Below are 16,068 nucleotides of genomic sequence, written 5' to 3'. Positions count from 1 at the left end.
TTCCATCCGCTGCTCCTTTTGTGGTGTTTATCATTCAAAAGAAGCAACGGTTTGTAATCATCGCTTGCTGGTAAAACCACCTCATATGAAACAGATTATCAATATCCTGCTGTATGTAAAACCGTTTTTTTGTATTGCTGCAGGTGTTTTATCCGGCTATGCCGGTTGGGCGCAAACAATGGATCGGGTACAGGTAATAAAAAACGATACTGCCCATAAAGTAGATATTCTTATCAATAACCAACTCTTTACCAGCCTCTGTTACCAGGATAGTCTGGAAAAGCCTGTTCTATATCCTGTGTATGCTGCCAATGGTACCCTGGTAACACGGGGTTATCCTCCACTTCCGGGTGAGCCGGTAGATCATCCACATCACACGGGTATCTGGTTCAATTATGAAAGTGTAAATGGACTTGACTTCTGGAATAATTCCACCGCTATACCTGAAGAGAAGAAAAGCCGTTACGGTTGGATTAAGACAGATAAGATAAAGCAGGTGCGTAGTGGTAAAGAAGGAATAGTGGATTACCATAGCAACTGGACTAATCAGGGAAATCAGGTGCTGCTGGAAGAGAATACCCGGTTGGTATTTTCCGGAAACAATCACCAGCGTATTATAGACCGGGTTACTACCCTTACAGCAAATACAGCGGTGTTTATGAAAGATGTGAAAGATGGTTTGCTGGGCATGCGGGTAACCCGTGCATTGCAGATGTATCCACATCCAAAAAGTAAAGTGGCTGCTAACGATACCGCTTTTACAGAGAATGGTAACTATCTTTCCGCAGCAGGTAAGCAGGGCGATGCTGTATGGAGCAGCCGGGCTGCATGGTGCCTCTTATACGGGAAGGTGGGGGCCGATTCTGTCAGTATTGCTATTATAGATCATTCAAAGAATATTAACTACCCCGCTTTCTGGCATGCCCGTGGTTACGGGTTGTTTGCCGTTAACCCCTTAGGCGAGGCTGTGTTCACCAATGGAAGGAGTGCGCTAAACCTCCGTTTACAAAAAGGGGAATCTCTTACTTTCCGCTATCGCATAGTAATAGCCAATGGCAATCAAACACTTTTGCCGGAGCAGATTAACCAACTGGCCGGTGCATTTGAAGCAAATGCACTGTTGCAGCAGCCTGAAGCAAAAAAGTAAATGAAGTTGCACTGGCAGAATGTATTCCGGGCCACCGGTAATTTTATTTATTTAGTCTACTAAAATTGTGGGTTTATTTATTCAAGCCCTATATTTGCACTTCAAAATGTTAATTATGGCAACCAGACTAACTGCATATCCATTCCAGTTGTTTTGCATGTCGCATTACATCTCTTCTTTTCGTTGTTGTTGCTGATGCAACATTATCAGCCATTTACTTAGCATAAAAAAGGGGAAGTATTAATACTTCCCCAGGATTATCAATAACAAAACAGGATCTCAATTGGCGTTGGCGCCTGTTTTCATTATTCATTTATAACCCCAACAAAGGTATGCAAAATCTTGCGAAAGCCTCAAGGGCAATTCATGCCCTGGCTTTTCGAAACCGTTATGTATTACGGTCTTCGGTTATTGCCACACTATTCTTTTTGCCGCAGCTTTTACAGGCACAAAGCAAACCGCTTATTAACTCAACACTCAGGGGCAGGGTAACAGATGCCCGTACCAAAGAACCGCTTGCGGGTGCTTCTATTAAAATTGAGGGTGTAACCAACCAAACGCAGACTGATGCAGAGGGCAGGTTTACGCTTATTACCGGGCAATCTTTTCCCTACAATCTCCTCATTAGCTCAATAGGTTATCAGGATGTAAAAGTAACCGCTAACGGATCGCCGCTTACGGTGGAATTAACAGAAGCAGCAAACGATTTGAATGGTGTAGTAGTGGTAGGTTACGGTACCCGCAAACGGGGCGATGTAACCGGGGCTATTGCATCCGTGTCGCAGGCTGCATTAAAGCAGCCGGTAAGCTCGCTGGATCAGGCGCTGAAAGGGGCGGCCACCGGTGTTCAGGTTACACAAACCTCCGGGCAGCCGGGCGGTGGTGTAAGCATCAGAATAAGAGGGGGCGCCTCCATCCAGGGCGGTAATGAGCCGTTGTATGTAGTAGATGGTTTTCCGTTGTACAACAGTGCTGCTTCCACAGGTGCATTAAGTGGTACGCCCACTAATCCGCTGGCCAGTATTAACCCGGCGGATATAGAATCGGTAGACATTTTAAAAGATGCTTCTGCTACAGCCATTTATGGTTCCAGAGGTGCTAATGGTGTGGTAATTATCACCACTAAAAAAGGAAAGGCAGACAGGAATAATATCAACTTTGAAACCTCATACGGAATGCAAACTGTACGTAAAAAGATTGATGTGCTGGGGGCTAAAGACTTTGCCATATTGAGAAACGAAGTGTTATACAGTACCACACCTGCTGCGGGAAAGTATCAGTATTTATCGCAGCAGCAGATAGACCAGCTGGGTGAGGGTACTAACTGGCAAAATGCTGCTTTTCGCAAAGCACCTTTGCAAAGCCATCAGCTTTCGGTAAGTGGTGGCTCTGCCAAAGTACAGTATCTGTTATCGGGTAACTATTATAAGCAGGAAGGGATTATTAAGAATACTGATTTTTCCCGCTTAAGCTTACGGGCGAATGTAGATGCGCGGCCGGGTGATCATTTAAAAACCGGCGTGAGCTTAGCTATATCTGGTTCCAAAGCCAATATTGCACCTTCAGGTATAATAGGCTCCTTGTTAATTATGCCGCCAACGGCCACTATTTATGAGCCTGATGGCAGCTATACTTTACGGAATCCTTTTGAAAACATCTTTGCCAACCCCATTGCTACGTTGAATGAAACCAGCAATAAATCGAATATAAACCGGTTACTGGGTACTGCTTATGCAGAATATACCATTGCACGCAACCTGGCTGTAAAGGTACTTGCAGGTGCAGATGTAAGCAATCAGAAAGATAAGTACTATGTACCCTCTGCTATTTATGAGGGTGCCGGGCCTAAAGGAACCGCTTCTTTGGGTTCTTCTAACTACAATTCGTGGTTAAATGAAAACACTATTACGTATAACAAAAGCTTTGGTAAGCATGCTATAGATGCGCTTGCCGGGTTTACACAACAGGAGGCTACCAATGAATCATTTATAGCAGGCGCACAGAATTTTGTTTCTGACGATCTTACGTATAACAACCTGGGCAGCGGTGCTACATTGGTAAGGCCTGCTTCGGATACCTATAGCTGGGTATTACATTCTTATCTGGGCAGGGTTAATTATAGCTATAATAACCTGTATTACCTTACCGCCAGTATCCGTCGTGATGGTTCTTCCCGTTTTGGTAAAAACAATAAATGGGGCAATTTTCCATCGCTGGCTGCTTCCTGGAAAATCAGTAATGAAGATTTTTTTAAGCCGCTGCTGAAGCATGTTACTGATTTGAAAATAAGATCCAGCTTTGGTACCACGGGCAATCTGGAAATAGGGCAGTATCAATCTTTATCAACTTTATACAGCCTCAACTATATTTTTGGCGGTTCTATACTTACAGGCTTTGCACCTAACAGGGTACCCAACGATAATCTCGGCTGGGAAACTACTTATCAGTACGATGCAGGTATTGATGTTGGGCTGTTCAGCAACCGCTTACTGGTATCGCTGGATGCGTATTATAAAAAAACAAACGACCTGTTGCTGAATGTTGAAATTCCGTGGACTACGGGTTATGCCAGCTCGCTGCAAAACTTTGGTTCTGTAGAAAACAAAGGCCTGGAGCTGGGCATTAAAACAAAAAACATTGTACGCAAAAACTTCAGCTGGGAAACCGATCTGAATATATCCTTTAACCGCAATAAGGTATTAACCATTGGTAATGGAGCTTCTTCTTATATCAGCGGTAACTATGTTATTCAGGTAGGGCAGCCGTTGGGTACTTTCTACGGAACGATTACCGATGGTATATTACAAACCGGTGAAGAAACTGCCAAAGGGAAGTTTACCGGCAGTGCTACCCCCAAACCGGGCGATCGCCTTTATAAAGATGTGAGTGGAGATGGTGCTTTTACCACTGCGGCAGACAGGGCTATAATTGGCAATGCGCAGCCTGATTTTATTTACGGTATTATCAACAACCTTTCCTGGAAAGGGTTTGATTTGTCTGTATTGCTGCAGGGTGTATACGGTAATCAGATTATCAACAGCAACCGGCAAACACTGGAAATGTTTACCGGCCAGCAGAATGCCTCCGTAACTGCGCTGGACAGATGGACAGAAACCAACCCCAGCACTACTATTCCACGGGCCAAGCTGGATCCGGCACCTATCTTTTCTGATCGTTTTGTGGAAGATGGCTCCTTTTTGCGGGTGAAAAATATCAATCTTTCTTACGCTTTACCTAAAACATTGCTTACGAAGGCTAACCTCACGGCTGTGAGTGTGTTTGTATCTGCACAAAACCTGTTAACGTTTACTAAGTATACAGGTTTTGATCCTGAAGTTACTTCGGGCAGCAACGTATCGCCGGGAACAGATTCAGGCATTTATCCCGTAGCCAAAACATTCAATGCCGGGCTGCGCGTAAGCTTCTAAAAATTGATTACAGGTAGTTTATTCAAACTGATTAGTATGAGAATTCAAACAATAGTATCGCTTGTGCTGGCGGCATTTGCAGCAGGGGCATGTTCTAAGCTGGAAGAAAAGCCGGAATCGTTTCTGGTAACAGAACAGTTTTATCAAAATCAAAACCAGGCAGAAGCTGCGGTTACAGCTAACTACAGAAAGCTGTACGAAAGCGGTCAGTCGTTATACAATAGTTTATTTCAGATAGGTGTGGAAATGGCTACGGATGATTATGAAGCTGGCCCGCGTGCCCGCAATGCGCATGTGCGGGCTATATCCGGCTTAACGCACGATGCTTCTAACGACCGTATGGAGCAGCTGTGGAAACAGAGCTATGATGGTATTAATACGGCTAATATTGCCATTGACCGTATAGCTTTAATTGATGCCGCTAAAATAGATGCCGCTGTAAGAACGCGACTGATAAATGAAGCGAAGTTTTTGCGGGCGTTGCACTACTTTAATCTGGTGCGTTGGTTTGGGCCGGTACCGTTGGTACTGCATGAAACCACTTCGTTAAGCGCAGAAAACCTGTATGTAGCAAAGGCAACGGAAGAGGCGGTGTATCAGCAAATTATTACCGATCTTACAGATGCGGAGAAGCTGCCCAAACGTGCAACGTACGCATCGGCCGATCTGGGCCGTGCCACTTCCGGTGCCGCCAAAAGCCTGCTGGCCAAAGTATATCTTACCCAAAAAGACTGGAAAAATGCAGTGCTGAAAAGCAAGGACGTAATTGATAACGAGGGGTACGCTTTGTTTGAGAATTTTGCGGATGTATTTGCGGTGGCCACCAAAAATGGGAAAGAGCATATATTTTCCGCACAGTTTAAAGGCAATTCCGGATATCAGGGTAACAGTCTGGCCAGCCGGTCTGCACCTGCGGATGTGCCGGGTATTAATGGCGATTATGCTGATGCGCTGCATGCAGCGGGCAAATTGTACGAAAGCTTTAGCGCCAGCGATACCCGCCGCACTGTTACGTTTGTAACAGAAATTGTAAGCCCTGTTGATGGCAGGTTATATAAGCTTGCGGCTCCGCAGTTTCATAAATATTACGATGAATCTGTGGTAGGCAATCAGGGGCAATCGTCTAAAAACCTGCCCATTATCCGTTATGCCGAGGTATTGCTGATTTATGCGGAAGCGCTGAATGAGGATAATAACGGCCCCACAGATGAAGCCTACCGTGCCATAGATGAAGTGCGGCAACGGGCGCATATTACTAAGTTAAAAGATATTGCTCCGGCACTGAGCCGGAATGCCTTTCGCGATTCGGTATTTCAGGAAAGAAGAAAGGAGCTGGTATTTGAATATCAGCGCTGGTTTGATCTGGCACGTCGCGGCGCAGACTATTATGTAGCTACGCTAAAGGCTGCTGGTAAAACTATGGCAGCGCCTAAGCATATTCATTTTCCTACACCCCAGCGCGAGATAAATCTGAATCTTAAATTAAAACAACATCCAGACTGGTTAAACTAATTACTATGGTGCGGTTACAAACATTCAAATATGTATTGCTGGCAGCGGCTATGGGCATAGCCCTTCCGCTGCCGGCCCAGAAAAGCCAGAAGCCTAATATTATTCTGGTATTGGTAGATGATCTGGGTTTTTCTGATATTGGCCCTTATGGTGGCCTGGATATTCAAACGCCCAACCTGGATAAGCTGGCAGGCGAAGGGCTTCGTTTAAAAGAGTTTTACAATAATTCTATCTGTGCACCCACAAGGGCATCATTACTTACCGGACAATACCAGCATAAGGCCGGCGTAGGGTATTTTAACGTAAACCTGGGCCTGCCGGCTTACCAGGGTTTTTTAAACAAAGAATCTTTAACACTGGCTGAGGTGTTGAAAACTGCGGGCTACTCCACTATACTTTCCGGTAAATGGCATGTAGGGGATGATAAAGACCAATGGCCTGCACAGCGTGGCTTTGATAAGTCGTTTGGTTTTATTGGCGGTGCCAGTAATTACTATGAAATCAATGATAGGAATAAGCCGGATGTGCAGCTGTACCGCAACAATGAACCTTTTTATCTGGAGAAAGGAAAATACCTGACAGATGAAATAACCAGCCAGGCGCTGGGTTTTCTGGATGAGCAGAACCGGGAGCAAAAACCTTTCTTCCTGTACCTGGCATTTAATGCACCACACTGGCCGTTGCAGGCTGTGCCGGAGGATATAGCAAAGTATAAAGGCAAATACAGCATAGGCTGGGATTCTCTCAGAGTGCAGCGTTATAAGAATGCGGTTGCCAAAGGCGTAATTGATAAAAGCCAGCAGATTGCTGTGCACGATAAAGACCTGCAATCCTTCGGCAAGCTTACCTGGGATGAGCAGCAATACTGGCAGCGCCGGCAGGAGGTGTATGCGGCTATGATTGACCATGTAGATCAGAGTTTGGGTAAGTTGCTTGGCAAACTGAAAGAATTAAAGAAAGATGATAATACGCTTATTGTATTTATTTCTGATAACGGGGCACAGGGTGGTAACAGCCTTCGTTTATATACATCCAGAAATACAGGACCTGTAGGCAGTGCAGGTTCTTACGAGGTGCAGAACAGTAACTGGTCGCAAACGGGTAACTCTCCACTGCGCAACTATAAGGGTACACCTTACGAGGGCGGCATCAGTGCACCGTTTATTGCCTGGTATCCCAAACAGATTAAAGCCGGCGCTATTGCCACAGGTACTGCGCATTTAATTGATCTGGCACCTACTTTTTACCAGCTGGCCGGTGCAGGTTATCCCGCTACGTTTAATGGTGTTACCACCAATAAGCTGCCTGGTAAAAGCCTGGTGCCGTTGCTAACCGGCCAAACGGATAATGTAAACCGGGCAGAACCGCTGTTCTGGGAAAGAGGTGGCAACAGGGCTGTGCGGGAAGGGAAGTGGAAGCTGGTATCCACTGCTGAAAACACAGATAAGTATGAGTTATATGATATAGAAACAGACCGGGCGGAGAATACAGACCTGGCTGCAAAATATCCTGAAGTGGTTAAGCAATTGAAAGAGAAGTATCAGAAATGGGCGCAGGAGAATGATGTGGTTGACTACAGCAGGTTAAGAACACAGCCTCAGCAGGGCAGGGGGAATGCGGCGGCACCGGCAGGAGGAGGAAGACGTCTTTAATTCATCACTTATCAAAATGATTCCGGAATGAAATACTTGTTACTGGCTGCACTGGCAGCATTATCTATAGAAGGCATGGCGCAGCAGGGGCCGAAAAATAAAAATAAACGGCCCAATATTATTCTTATTCTGGCAGATGATCTGGGTTATTCAGATCTGGGCGCTTATGGTTCTGAAATAGCCACGCCCAACTTAGATCGCCTGGCCAGCGATGGTTTGCGCCTGCAACAGTTTTATAATAACTCTATCTGCGCACCCACAAGGGCCTCTTTACTTACCGGCCAATACCAGCATAAAGCGGGGGTAGGTTATTTTTCTAACAATCTGGGGTTGCCTGCTTACCAGGGCTACATTAACCAGCAATCGCTTACCCTGGCAGAGGTGTTAAAGGCGGGTGGGTATACTACTATTACTTCGGGCAAATGGCATGTATCTGGCAAAGATGTAAGTCTGCCCTGGCAGCGGGGCTTCGATTATGTATATCCACGCGATGAGGCTTCGGCAGCATCGGGTGCGCCGGGCGAGAGAAAAGTGCTTACCGATAGCCTGGGGTATCCTTTGCCAGAATATTTTCAAACCAATGTAATTACTAAAAACGCCATTAGTTTTCTGGATGAGGCCTCAAAAAAGGATAAACCCTTCTTTCTGTATCTGGCTTATACCGCGCCGCACTGGCCGTTAATTGCCCTGCCGGAAGATATTGCTAAATACAAAGGAAAGTATGATAAGGGCTGGGATGTGTTAAGGCAGGAGCGTTTTGAAAAACAAAAACAACTGGGTATTGTCAGTGGCAACGCAGGTTTGTCTGTTAAAGATGAGGATATTTATGATTGGGCAAGACTCTCTTACGATCAGCGCCAGCTGTGGACTAAAAAAATGGAAGTGTTTGCTGCTATGGTAGACCGGTTAGATCAGGGTGTGGGTGAGATACTGGCTAAGCTGAAAGCGATTGGCGCAGATGAAAATACTTTGGTCATTTTTGTGTCGGACAATGGTGCTCCGGCTGAAGATCTGGTGCGTTGGCATCATGGCGCTTCACGTAACAGTGGCCCGGTGGGTACTACAGGTTCTAACGAATCGCAGAGCAAAAACTGGTCTTATTTATCCAATACCCCTTTTCTGGGTTTTAAAGATGATATGCATGAGGGTGGTATCAATTCTCCTTTTATTGCCTGGTTTCCGGGTAAGATAAAGGGCGGCGCTATCCGTAAGGGTACCGGGCATATTATTGATCTGGCTCCTACGTTTTATGAACTGGCAGGCACAAAATATCCGGCTACCTATAATGGCACCAGTGCATACGCTTTGCCTGGTAAAAGTTTATTGCCCGTACTATATGGGCAGGATAATGAAGTGCAACGTGCCAAACCGCTGTTCTGGGAGCGGGCAGGTAACAGGGCCGTTCGCGAAGGTAACTGGAAGCTGGTATCTGCCTGGCCCTCTTACTCGTGGGAGCTGTACAACCTGGAAAACGATCCTGGTGAAACTAAAAACGTAGCCCGCGAACATCATGATATTGTAAGCCGGCTGTCTGTACAATATTTTGCCTGGGCTAAAGAGAATGGTGTGGTAGATTTTGCTACATTAGAAGATAAAGAGCCGCAGAGTATGAAAGATTTCAGAAAAAGCAAGCAGCAGGAAAAGCAGGCGGGCGGTTTTCTTTTTTAAACAGTAAAGTGGGGAGATGGATATGTACCGGATAAAAAGGAGTTGTATTGCTTTTGTATTATTCACTGCGCCGGTTGTATTAATACTGGCCTCCCGCGGGCCGCATTATGTGCCGGGTAAAGAAGGTGACGTTGCAGATTCGCCGGTAGAAAGGCATGCAGCTGCCTGTTGTATGCCGGTGGCTTCGTCACATTTTTCCACAACTGCATTGCAGGATTGCCCGGCTGCCGGTTTGCCGGCGCGTTCTGTGGATACTGCATCTGATAATCACGCCGGTATGGTATGGATAGCCGGTGGCAGCTATAATATGGGTGGCGATAACAACCAGGCAGCAGATGATGAATATCCGAAACATAAAGTTACTGTAGGTGGCTTCTGGATGGATATAACCGAAGTAACCAACGCTCAGTTTGCGCAGTTTGTAAAAGCTACCGGCTATGTAACTACTGCTGAAAAAAAGCCGGACTGGAACGAGTTAAAGAAGCAATTGCCGGCCGGTACGCCCGAACCGGATGCTTCGGTGCTGATACCTGCCTCATTAATATTTACAGCCCCCGCAGAGGCAGTACCGCTGAACGATTACAGCCAGTGGTGGCAGTGGAAGGCTGGGGCAGACTGGCGGCACCCCCACGGCCCCGGCAGCAGTATAGCAGGAAAGGAAAACTACCCGGTGGTGCATATTTCCTGGTACGATGCACAGGCTTATTGCAAATGGGCGGGTAAGCGTTTACCTACCGAAGCGGAGTGGGAATGGGCAGCCCGGGGCAGCCTTACCAATAATATTTACCCCTGGGGTAACGAGCCGGTAGATGAGGGGCAGCCGAAAGCCAATTCGTGGCAGGGGCACTTCCCGGATAATAATACCGTAAAGGATAGTTTCTATTACGCAGCGCCTGTTCAGTCATACAAACCCAATGGTTATGGTTTGTATGATATGGCGGGCAATGTGTGGGAATGGTGTGCGGATTACTATGATAGCCGTTATTACCAAACGGTAAATAATCCAGACGGCATTAACAATCCGCAAGGGCCATCCAAAGCATACGACCCAAATGAGCCGCTGGCTTTTAAACGTGTAATAAGGGGTGGCTCTTTTCTTTGTAACGATGGATATTGTTCCGGCTACCGGGTATCGCGCCGCATGAAAACCAGCGAAGACAGCGGTATGGAACATCTGGGTTTCCGGTGTGTAAAGCAATAAACTGATAAAAGTGACATCTAATACATTGTTTTAGCAATTGACGTGGGGCAAAGCGCACGCTAGCTTTGTGTTCACATATCAAAACCGATAACAAACTAAAACAAGCTAAATGAAAACTTTTAACCGGTTAAGCAGAATAGGTGCGCTTTTGTTATTGCCTGCTTTTCTTCTCATGCAATTTGCAGGTGTTGCACAAATTAAGAATGTGGTATTGGTACACGGCTCTTATGCCGATGGTTCCGGATGGCAGGGTGTTTATAATATCCTTACTAAAAAGGGATACAATGTTACCATAGTGCAAAACCCTTTAACTTCTTTTGCAGATGATGTGGCTTCTGTAAAGCGTGTGCTGGATAAGCTGGAAGGTCCGGTAGTACTGGTAGGGCATTCCTACGGTGGTGTAATTATTACCGAAGCAGGTAACTCGCCCAAGGTGGCTTCGCTGGTGTATGTGGCTGCTTTTCAGCCCGATGCGGGAGAGAATGTGCTGGATTTGAATGGCTGGGCGCCTCCGGCTCCTGAAAATGGTATTATTCCGCCCGATTCAACCGGTTTTTCTTATTACGACAAGGCTAAGTATCACGCAGGCTTTTGTGCGGACTTATCTAAAGAGCAGGCTGCGTTTATGTATGCTTCGCAGGGGGCTATGAATGTAAGCGGTTTTGTAACCCGCGTTACTAACCCTGCCTGGAAAACCAAACCCAGCTGGGCCATTGTAGCTACAGAAGATAAAAGCATTAATCCTGAAATTGAGCGTAAAATGTATGCACGCTCTAAAGCAGCAGTAACAGAAATCAAAGGCAGCCACGTTGTATTTATTTCACAGCCCAAAGCAGTGTCTGCGGTTATTGAAGCAGCTGCCGGTGCAAAATAGCCTGCAGGGGCTGATATAACTTATTTGCAGAAAAAGGCGTTTTATGAATATTCATAAAACGCCTTTTTCTGTTTAAACAATGGTAAATAACTGGCAGCAGGTTTGCAGCACAAACAGATACCATAAAAAAGGAGGCTATCATGTTTACAAGCAGTAAGGCTTTTTGCAGTTTTTCTACCAGTAATATTACAGAGGCACGGCATTTTTATGGGCATTTACTAAAGCTGGACGTTGCTGATGGAATGGAAGGCATTATTACGCTGGAATTGTTTGGCGGTAACCGGGTAATCATATACCCTAAAGAGCATCATGTGCCTGCTACGCATACAGTATTAAATTTTCCGGTGGCTAATGTGGAACAGGCTGTGGAGGAATTAACAAAACTGGGTATTCATATGGAAATTTATAACGAGCCGGGCTTTGTTACCGATGAGAAGGGCATTTTTCATGGAGGCGGCCCTAAGATTGCCTGGTTTAAAGATCCGGCAGGCAATATCTTGTCTGTGCTGGAAGAAGAGGCGTAATATCTTCATGTACGTAACAGATAACAGCGCCTGAGCGGTATTGCCGCTTCAGGCGCTGTTTATGAATAACTACCTCATAATGCTTGCAACCTCCTGCATCAGGCGCTCAATTTTACGTGAATTGCGGAAGGAGGATATCAGTAACCCCTTTGCATTTTTATCGCCTGGTTTATGAAAGTACATTACTACATCAGTGCCTGTGTAAATGCCGTTATGCGTTTTGCGTACACTCTGAAAATTCACATAGTGCTCAAAAGGATGCTCCTGATTGTTTAGCCGGATGGGGCTTTTTCTTGCCACCATGCGGGTGCGTGTATTGAAGGAAATGGTGGTGAAGGCAGCAGCAATGAAAATAAGGCCCATGGCAATGGGAAAAATGCACACCGCCAATTTGCCAAAGGTGGTTACATTGGTAAGCCATGCAGCCGGGGTACACTCATGAATGCCCACCAGCAGCAGCGGTACACCCAGCACCAGGCCACCCACTTTACTGGTTTTGAGTGTGTATACGCCATCTGCCTCTGTAAAATAAGTATAGTCGCTTATGTACACTTCTTTCTCTGCCGGCAGTGGTGCTACCGCATCCAGAAACTGGTGAATCAGTGGAACTACTTCGTTGTTGAAGGCAACGGCATTGCGGTCTGTGTCTTTACTGTAGCCGCAGGAAATAACAGTACCTTTCCCAAATTTGTCTGTTCGGGTAAAAATGCGGTAGTTGAAGCCACCAGCTGCCTGTGTAACGGTGTTTACGCCATGAAGCTGGTTGAACGGAATGGTTTTAACCGGAATAAAGCCAAACAGCATTTTTTGCATTTTGCCCGATGTGCGGTCGAACAGAATGTAGGTAAAGCCGCCCAGGATAAACGCTACCAGAATCAGTAACAGAAACAGGGCAAACGGCGCGCTGCCAATAGGGCTTTGTTGCCCTATACCGTTGAATGCGAAAAAGATGGCAATAAAAATGGCAGCAAGAACGCCGCCTAGAATAAAGAATAGTCCAAAAGGGCGGATAACAATCCGCTGTGGCTCAATGGTCCACCGGGTTTTTGTGATTAGCATAGATACGAATTACTTTAAATATCAGATAAAGATATAGGTATTGTTTAAAAATGCCAATACCCCTGCACTGCGGCTTTTAAGCATTTCTTTATTTCCGTGCTTAAAATCAATCTTCTTTTAATAGGCATAATGCTTTGAAACGCTGTCTGGTATTGAACTTTGTAGCATGATGTCCGCCCGTTTTATTCTCTTTCTTCTTCCTGTTATCTGTATGGTATCCTGTAGCAAAGAGGCGCATCCCGAAGCGGATCGCTTACCGGAAGCTGCCGTTACCCGAATTAAAAAGGCGGCACCGCTGGTGGTGGCCGATGGATTTATATGGGGTATTAACGGCCACCCGCTTACGCAGGAGGCTTACAAAAACAACATAGAGCTACAGTTGAATCTGGTGCAGAAAATGGGGATGAGCTATTACCGGGTAGATGTACCTACCGATACCAATGGTGTGGTAATACAGCAGGCGGTAATGGACGAACTATTACATAAGTCAGCAGCCAGAAATATTTCTCTGTTACCCATGCTATACCTTACGGGATGGCAAAAGAGCAGTAACGAGGCAGACGCCTTCCGGCGTGGCCGCAAAATAGGTTTTTCTTTTGCCTCTGTTTACAGCAGTCATTTCCATTACTACGAAATGGGTAATGAGGAAGAACGAAAAATACTGAAAGGGGGGCATGGAGATAAAACTACCGATTACGATTTACAGCAGTTTAAGTTGCTGGCGGCCTTTTTTAAAGGCATGTATGAAGGCATTAAAGCGGTAGATCCTGCCGCGCAGACCATTATAGATAATTCCGGCTGGTTGCACTATGGCTATTTTCAGTTGCTGCGCGATTACAATGTGCCTTATGATATACTGGGGCTGCACTGGTATTCAGACATGGGTGATTTAGATAACGCCAAAGGCCATGGGGATATTTTATCTATCGTATCTTCTTTTCAAAAACCGGTATGGATAACCGAAATTAATCGTAGACATGGAAGCTGGAATAGCGATGGTACTTCTGCGGAGGAAGATCAGCGTGCATGGATGGATCGCTATATGCTTCAGTTACACCAGCGTAAGCAGGTAAAAGCCTTTTTTGTATACGAACTGCTGGATGAGCCCGCCTTTGCCGATAAAAGCAAACCAGCCTATAACCCCTCTGAAAGTGTTTACGGTGTAGTAAACTGGGTTAGCCGTTACACCACTTATACCTTTAAACCGTTATTTGCTGCCATGCAGTATCGTATTGAAGAAACCCAATATGGCAACGAAGACTTTCTGAGGGCCGTATACCGGAAGTTATATGCCACAGAGGCAGGTGTTCAATGGCTGCATTACTGGCTGCAGCGCCTTGCCTCTGGTGTAACTGCGGAACAGGTGGTAGCTGTCTTGTTAAAAGATGCCGGGCAATCAGCCACATTGGCAGCTGATTTACTGAGTGAAACCTTTTGGAAAGAAGCAATTATTTATGGCTTCACGCACCGGTAAGGCAGCAGCGTTGCACAGCGTTTTGTAAAAATTCTCTTAAAAGCAATCTGCGGCCTAACATTTTGTAAACAGGCGTCGTATTAAATGTGTGTGAAGTTCTGTTTACCCATTTAACATAGTTGGTATGTCTGTTTCCGTAAAAGCCTACTCCATTCCTTCGGGAAAGGACCGGATATTCTTTGTTCTTACCTCCGTTTTTCTGATAACCTTGTTTATACCCCATATACAGGCTATTAATAGCATAAGCATAGGAGCTTTGTTTGTGTATAGTTTTTTCATGAATACTTTACGTGAGAAATGGGCGTTATTAAAAGAGCGCAAGGCGGTACAGTTGATGCTGTTTTTTTTTCTGCTACATATAGTAAGCGCCTGTATTTCTACCAATATAAAAGAAGGGTGGGATCTGGTAATGTTGCGGTTGCCGCTGTTACTTTTCCCGGCCGCTTTGGGTTTGGTAATGATAGGTGAGCAAATGAAGCGCCGGCTGGTGTTGGTTTTTGCTATAGTGGTTACCCTGGCGGCGGTGGTTTGTATGTCGCTTTCTATACGGCAATACCTTATATCGCACGAGTCGTATTTTTTATACAGTAACGATTTAAGTAAATGGGTAGATAAACAGTCCACCTATATGGCTTCGCTTGTAAACGTGGCTATCTTCTGCTTTATCTATTTATTGAAAGAGGTTCGGTTTACGTTAGTAAAGCGTGTGTTGATTTTTGCAGCCATGGCAGTACTGGCTGCGTTTACGTTTCTGTTGGCCAGCAGAATGGCGTTGGTGGCTTTTGCGGTTTGTGCTTTCTTGTATCTCGGCTACGTAATTATAAAAAACAGAAGTTTTGTAATGGCGCTGGGTGTAAGTGCTGTGCTGGTAGCTGCTTTTTTTCTGCTATCCTCTTTTTTTCCAAAAACGCTGAGTCGTTTTACGGAACTGAAGCATACCAACTACGAGTTTTCACGTATAGCACCGGAAAGCAATTATAACTATGAATTTGATGAAAGCCAGTGGAATGGTGCTAACATACGCATGGCTATATGGCACTGCGGCTGGCAGCTGGCAGGCGAAAACTGGCTTACCGGTACAGGCCTGGGCGATAAAAAGGCCGATCTGGTAAAAGTGTACGAACGCAATAACTTTATTTTTGGATACACCGGCAAGCGTAACCTGCATAATACCTATCTGGATGTGCTGGTGGCTTTTGGGGTGTTTGGGTTGGCTTTGTTTCTGCTGGCTTATATAGTACTGCCTTTATGGGGCAGTATACGCAGTAAAGATCTGCTGGGCTTTTTTATTATTATAGAACTGATCTGGCAGTTACTGCCCGAATCTTATTTCGACCGTAGCGTCGGATGTATGGAGGTGGCTTTTTTAATAGCCCTTACAGAAGGCTGGCGTACTACTAAAGCACGTTCTGCTGCTATTGTGGTTCCCATCACAATAGCGGAACAGCGAGAAGCTGTTGTTTCTTTATAACAGCACAGGGAAGCAGGTTGACAGATATCTGGTTTCGGGCTTTACTGTATATTAGCGA

The 16,068-nt window shown here is 45.6% G+C and carries 11 protein-coding genes; 10 read left to right on the top strand and 1 reads right to left on the bottom strand.

Annotated elements, in window-relative coordinates; genetic code table 11:
- The first annotated feature begins 85 nt into the window (after positions 1 to 85).
- The 8 genes from IEY13_RS20555 to IEY13_RS20520 all read left to right on the top strand — a co-directional run bounded on the left by IEY13_RS20555 (position 86) and on the right by IEY13_RS20520 (position 12,006).
- Positions 86 to 1,147: a DUF6807 domain-containing protein gene (locus tag IEY13_RS20555; protein WP_188955739.1), complete on the top strand. Its 1,062-nt coding sequence runs from the start codon at positions 86 to 88 to the stop codon at positions 1,145 to 1,147.
- Between the two features lie 332 nt (positions 1,148 to 1,479).
- A complete protein-coding gene (locus IEY13_RS20550) occupies positions 1,480 to 4,575 on the top strand; it encodes a SusC/RagA family TonB-linked outer membrane protein (RefSeq protein ID WP_188955737.1) in 3,096 nt (1,031 codons plus the stop codon).
- 36 nt (positions 4,576 to 4,611) lie between these two features.
- Positions 4,612 to 6,087, top strand: a complete 1,476-nt coding sequence (locus IEY13_RS20545) for a RagB/SusD family nutrient uptake outer membrane protein (RefSeq protein WP_188955735.1) — start codon at positions 4,612 to 4,614, stop codon at positions 6,085 to 6,087.
- 5 nt (positions 6,088 to 6,092) lie between these two features.
- Positions 6,093 to 7,739, top strand: a complete 1,647-nt coding sequence (locus IEY13_RS20540; protein WP_188955734.1) for an arylsulfatase — start codon at positions 6,093 to 6,095, stop codon at positions 7,737 to 7,739.
- 27 nt (positions 7,740 to 7,766) lie between these two features.
- Positions 7,767 to 9,407 (top strand): arylsulfatase, encoded by a 1,641-nt coding sequence (locus IEY13_RS20535; protein ID WP_188955732.1) that lies wholly within the window; start codon positions 7,767 to 7,769, stop codon positions 9,405 to 9,407.
- A gap of 16 nt (positions 9,408 to 9,423) precedes the next feature.
- Positions 9,424 to 10,608, top strand: a complete 1,185-nt coding sequence (locus IEY13_RS20530; RefSeq protein ID WP_229687936.1) for a formylglycine-generating enzyme family protein — start codon at positions 9,424 to 9,426, stop codon at positions 10,606 to 10,608.
- Between the two features lie 109 nt (positions 10,609 to 10,717).
- Positions 10,718 to 11,482, top strand: a complete 765-nt coding sequence (locus tag IEY13_RS20525; protein ID WP_188955730.1) for an alpha/beta hydrolase — start codon at positions 10,718 to 10,720, stop codon at positions 11,480 to 11,482.
- 140 nt (positions 11,483 to 11,622) lie between these two features.
- Entirely contained in the window at positions 11,623 to 12,006 is a 384-nt protein-coding gene (locus IEY13_RS20520; RefSeq protein ID WP_188955728.1) for a VOC family protein, read from the top strand.
- Between the two features lie 69 nt (positions 12,007 to 12,075).
- Here the strand turns inward: IEY13_RS20520 and IEY13_RS20515 are convergent, their stop codons facing one another.
- Positions 12,076 to 13,065 (bottom strand): hypothetical protein, encoded by a 990-nt coding sequence (locus IEY13_RS20515; RefSeq protein ID WP_188955726.1) that lies wholly within the window; start codon positions 13,063 to 13,065, stop codon positions 12,076 to 12,078.
- A 166-nt stretch (positions 13,066 to 13,231) separates the two neighbouring features.
- Here IEY13_RS20515 and IEY13_RS20510 point away from each other — a divergent pair, with 166 nt between their 5' ends.
- Together IEY13_RS20510 and IEY13_RS20505 are read left to right on the top strand one after the other, a co-directional pair.
- Positions 13,232 to 14,539 (top strand): glycosyl hydrolase, encoded by a 1,308-nt coding sequence (locus tag IEY13_RS20510; RefSeq protein WP_188955724.1) that lies wholly within the window; start codon positions 13,232 to 13,234, stop codon positions 14,537 to 14,539.
- 124 nt (positions 14,540 to 14,663) lie between these two features.
- Positions 14,664 to 16,010 carry an O-antigen ligase family protein gene (locus tag IEY13_RS20505; protein ID WP_188955722.1) on the top strand — a complete coding sequence of 449 codons (1,347 nt, stop codon included), beginning with the start codon at positions 14,664 to 14,666 and terminating at the stop codon, positions 16,008 to 16,010.
- Positions 16,011 to 16,068 lie beyond the last annotated feature (58 nt).

The organism is Filimonas zeae, assembly GCF_014641615.1.
In the GTDB taxonomy this organism is placed as follows: Bacteria; Bacteroidota; Bacteroidia; order Chitinophagales; family Chitinophagaceae; genus Filimonas; species Filimonas zeae.
Note: the sequence above shows the minus strand (reverse complement) of the source record. Positions and strands in the feature narration are given on the sequence as shown.

Bases quoted from the DNA above. Each gene is read 5' to 3' on its own strand.
- IEY13_RS20535 (WP_188955732.1), top strand. From the start codon at position 7,767: ATGAAATACTTGTTACTGGCTGCACTGGCAGCATTATCTATAGAAGGC.
- IEY13_RS20505 (WP_188955722.1), top strand. From the start codon at position 14,664: ATGTCTGTTTCCGTAAAAGCCTACTCCATTCCTTCGGGAAAGGACCGG.
- IEY13_RS20515 (WP_188955726.1), bottom strand. From the start codon at position 13,065: ATGCTAATCACAAAAACCCGGTGGACCATTGAGCCACAGCGGATTGTT.
- IEY13_RS20555 (WP_188955739.1), top strand. From the start codon at position 86: ATGAAACAGATTATCAATATCCTGCTGTATGTAAAACCGTTTTTTTGT.
- IEY13_RS20545 (WP_188955735.1), top strand. From the start codon at position 4,612: ATGAGAATTCAAACAATAGTATCGCTTGTGCTGGCGGCATTTGCAGCA.
- IEY13_RS20520 (WP_188955728.1), top strand. From the start codon at position 11,623: ATGTTTACAAGCAGTAAGGCTTTTTGCAGTTTTTCTACCAGTAATATT.
- IEY13_RS20540 (WP_188955734.1), top strand. From the start codon at position 6,093: ATGGTGCGGTTACAAACATTCAAATATGTATTGCTGGCAGCGGCTATG.
- IEY13_RS20510 (WP_188955724.1), top strand. From the start codon at position 13,232: ATGATGTCCGCCCGTTTTATTCTCTTTCTTCTTCCTGTTATCTGTATG.
- IEY13_RS20530 (WP_229687936.1), top strand. From the start codon at position 9,424: ATGGATATGTACCGGATAAAAAGGAGTTGTATTGCTTTTGTATTATTC.
- IEY13_RS20550 (WP_188955737.1), top strand. From the start codon at position 1,480: ATGCAAAATCTTGCGAAAGCCTCAAGGGCAATTCATGCCCTGGCTTTT.
- IEY13_RS20525 (WP_188955730.1), top strand. From the start codon at position 10,718: ATGAAAACTTTTAACCGGTTAAGCAGAATAGGTGCGCTTTTGTTATTG.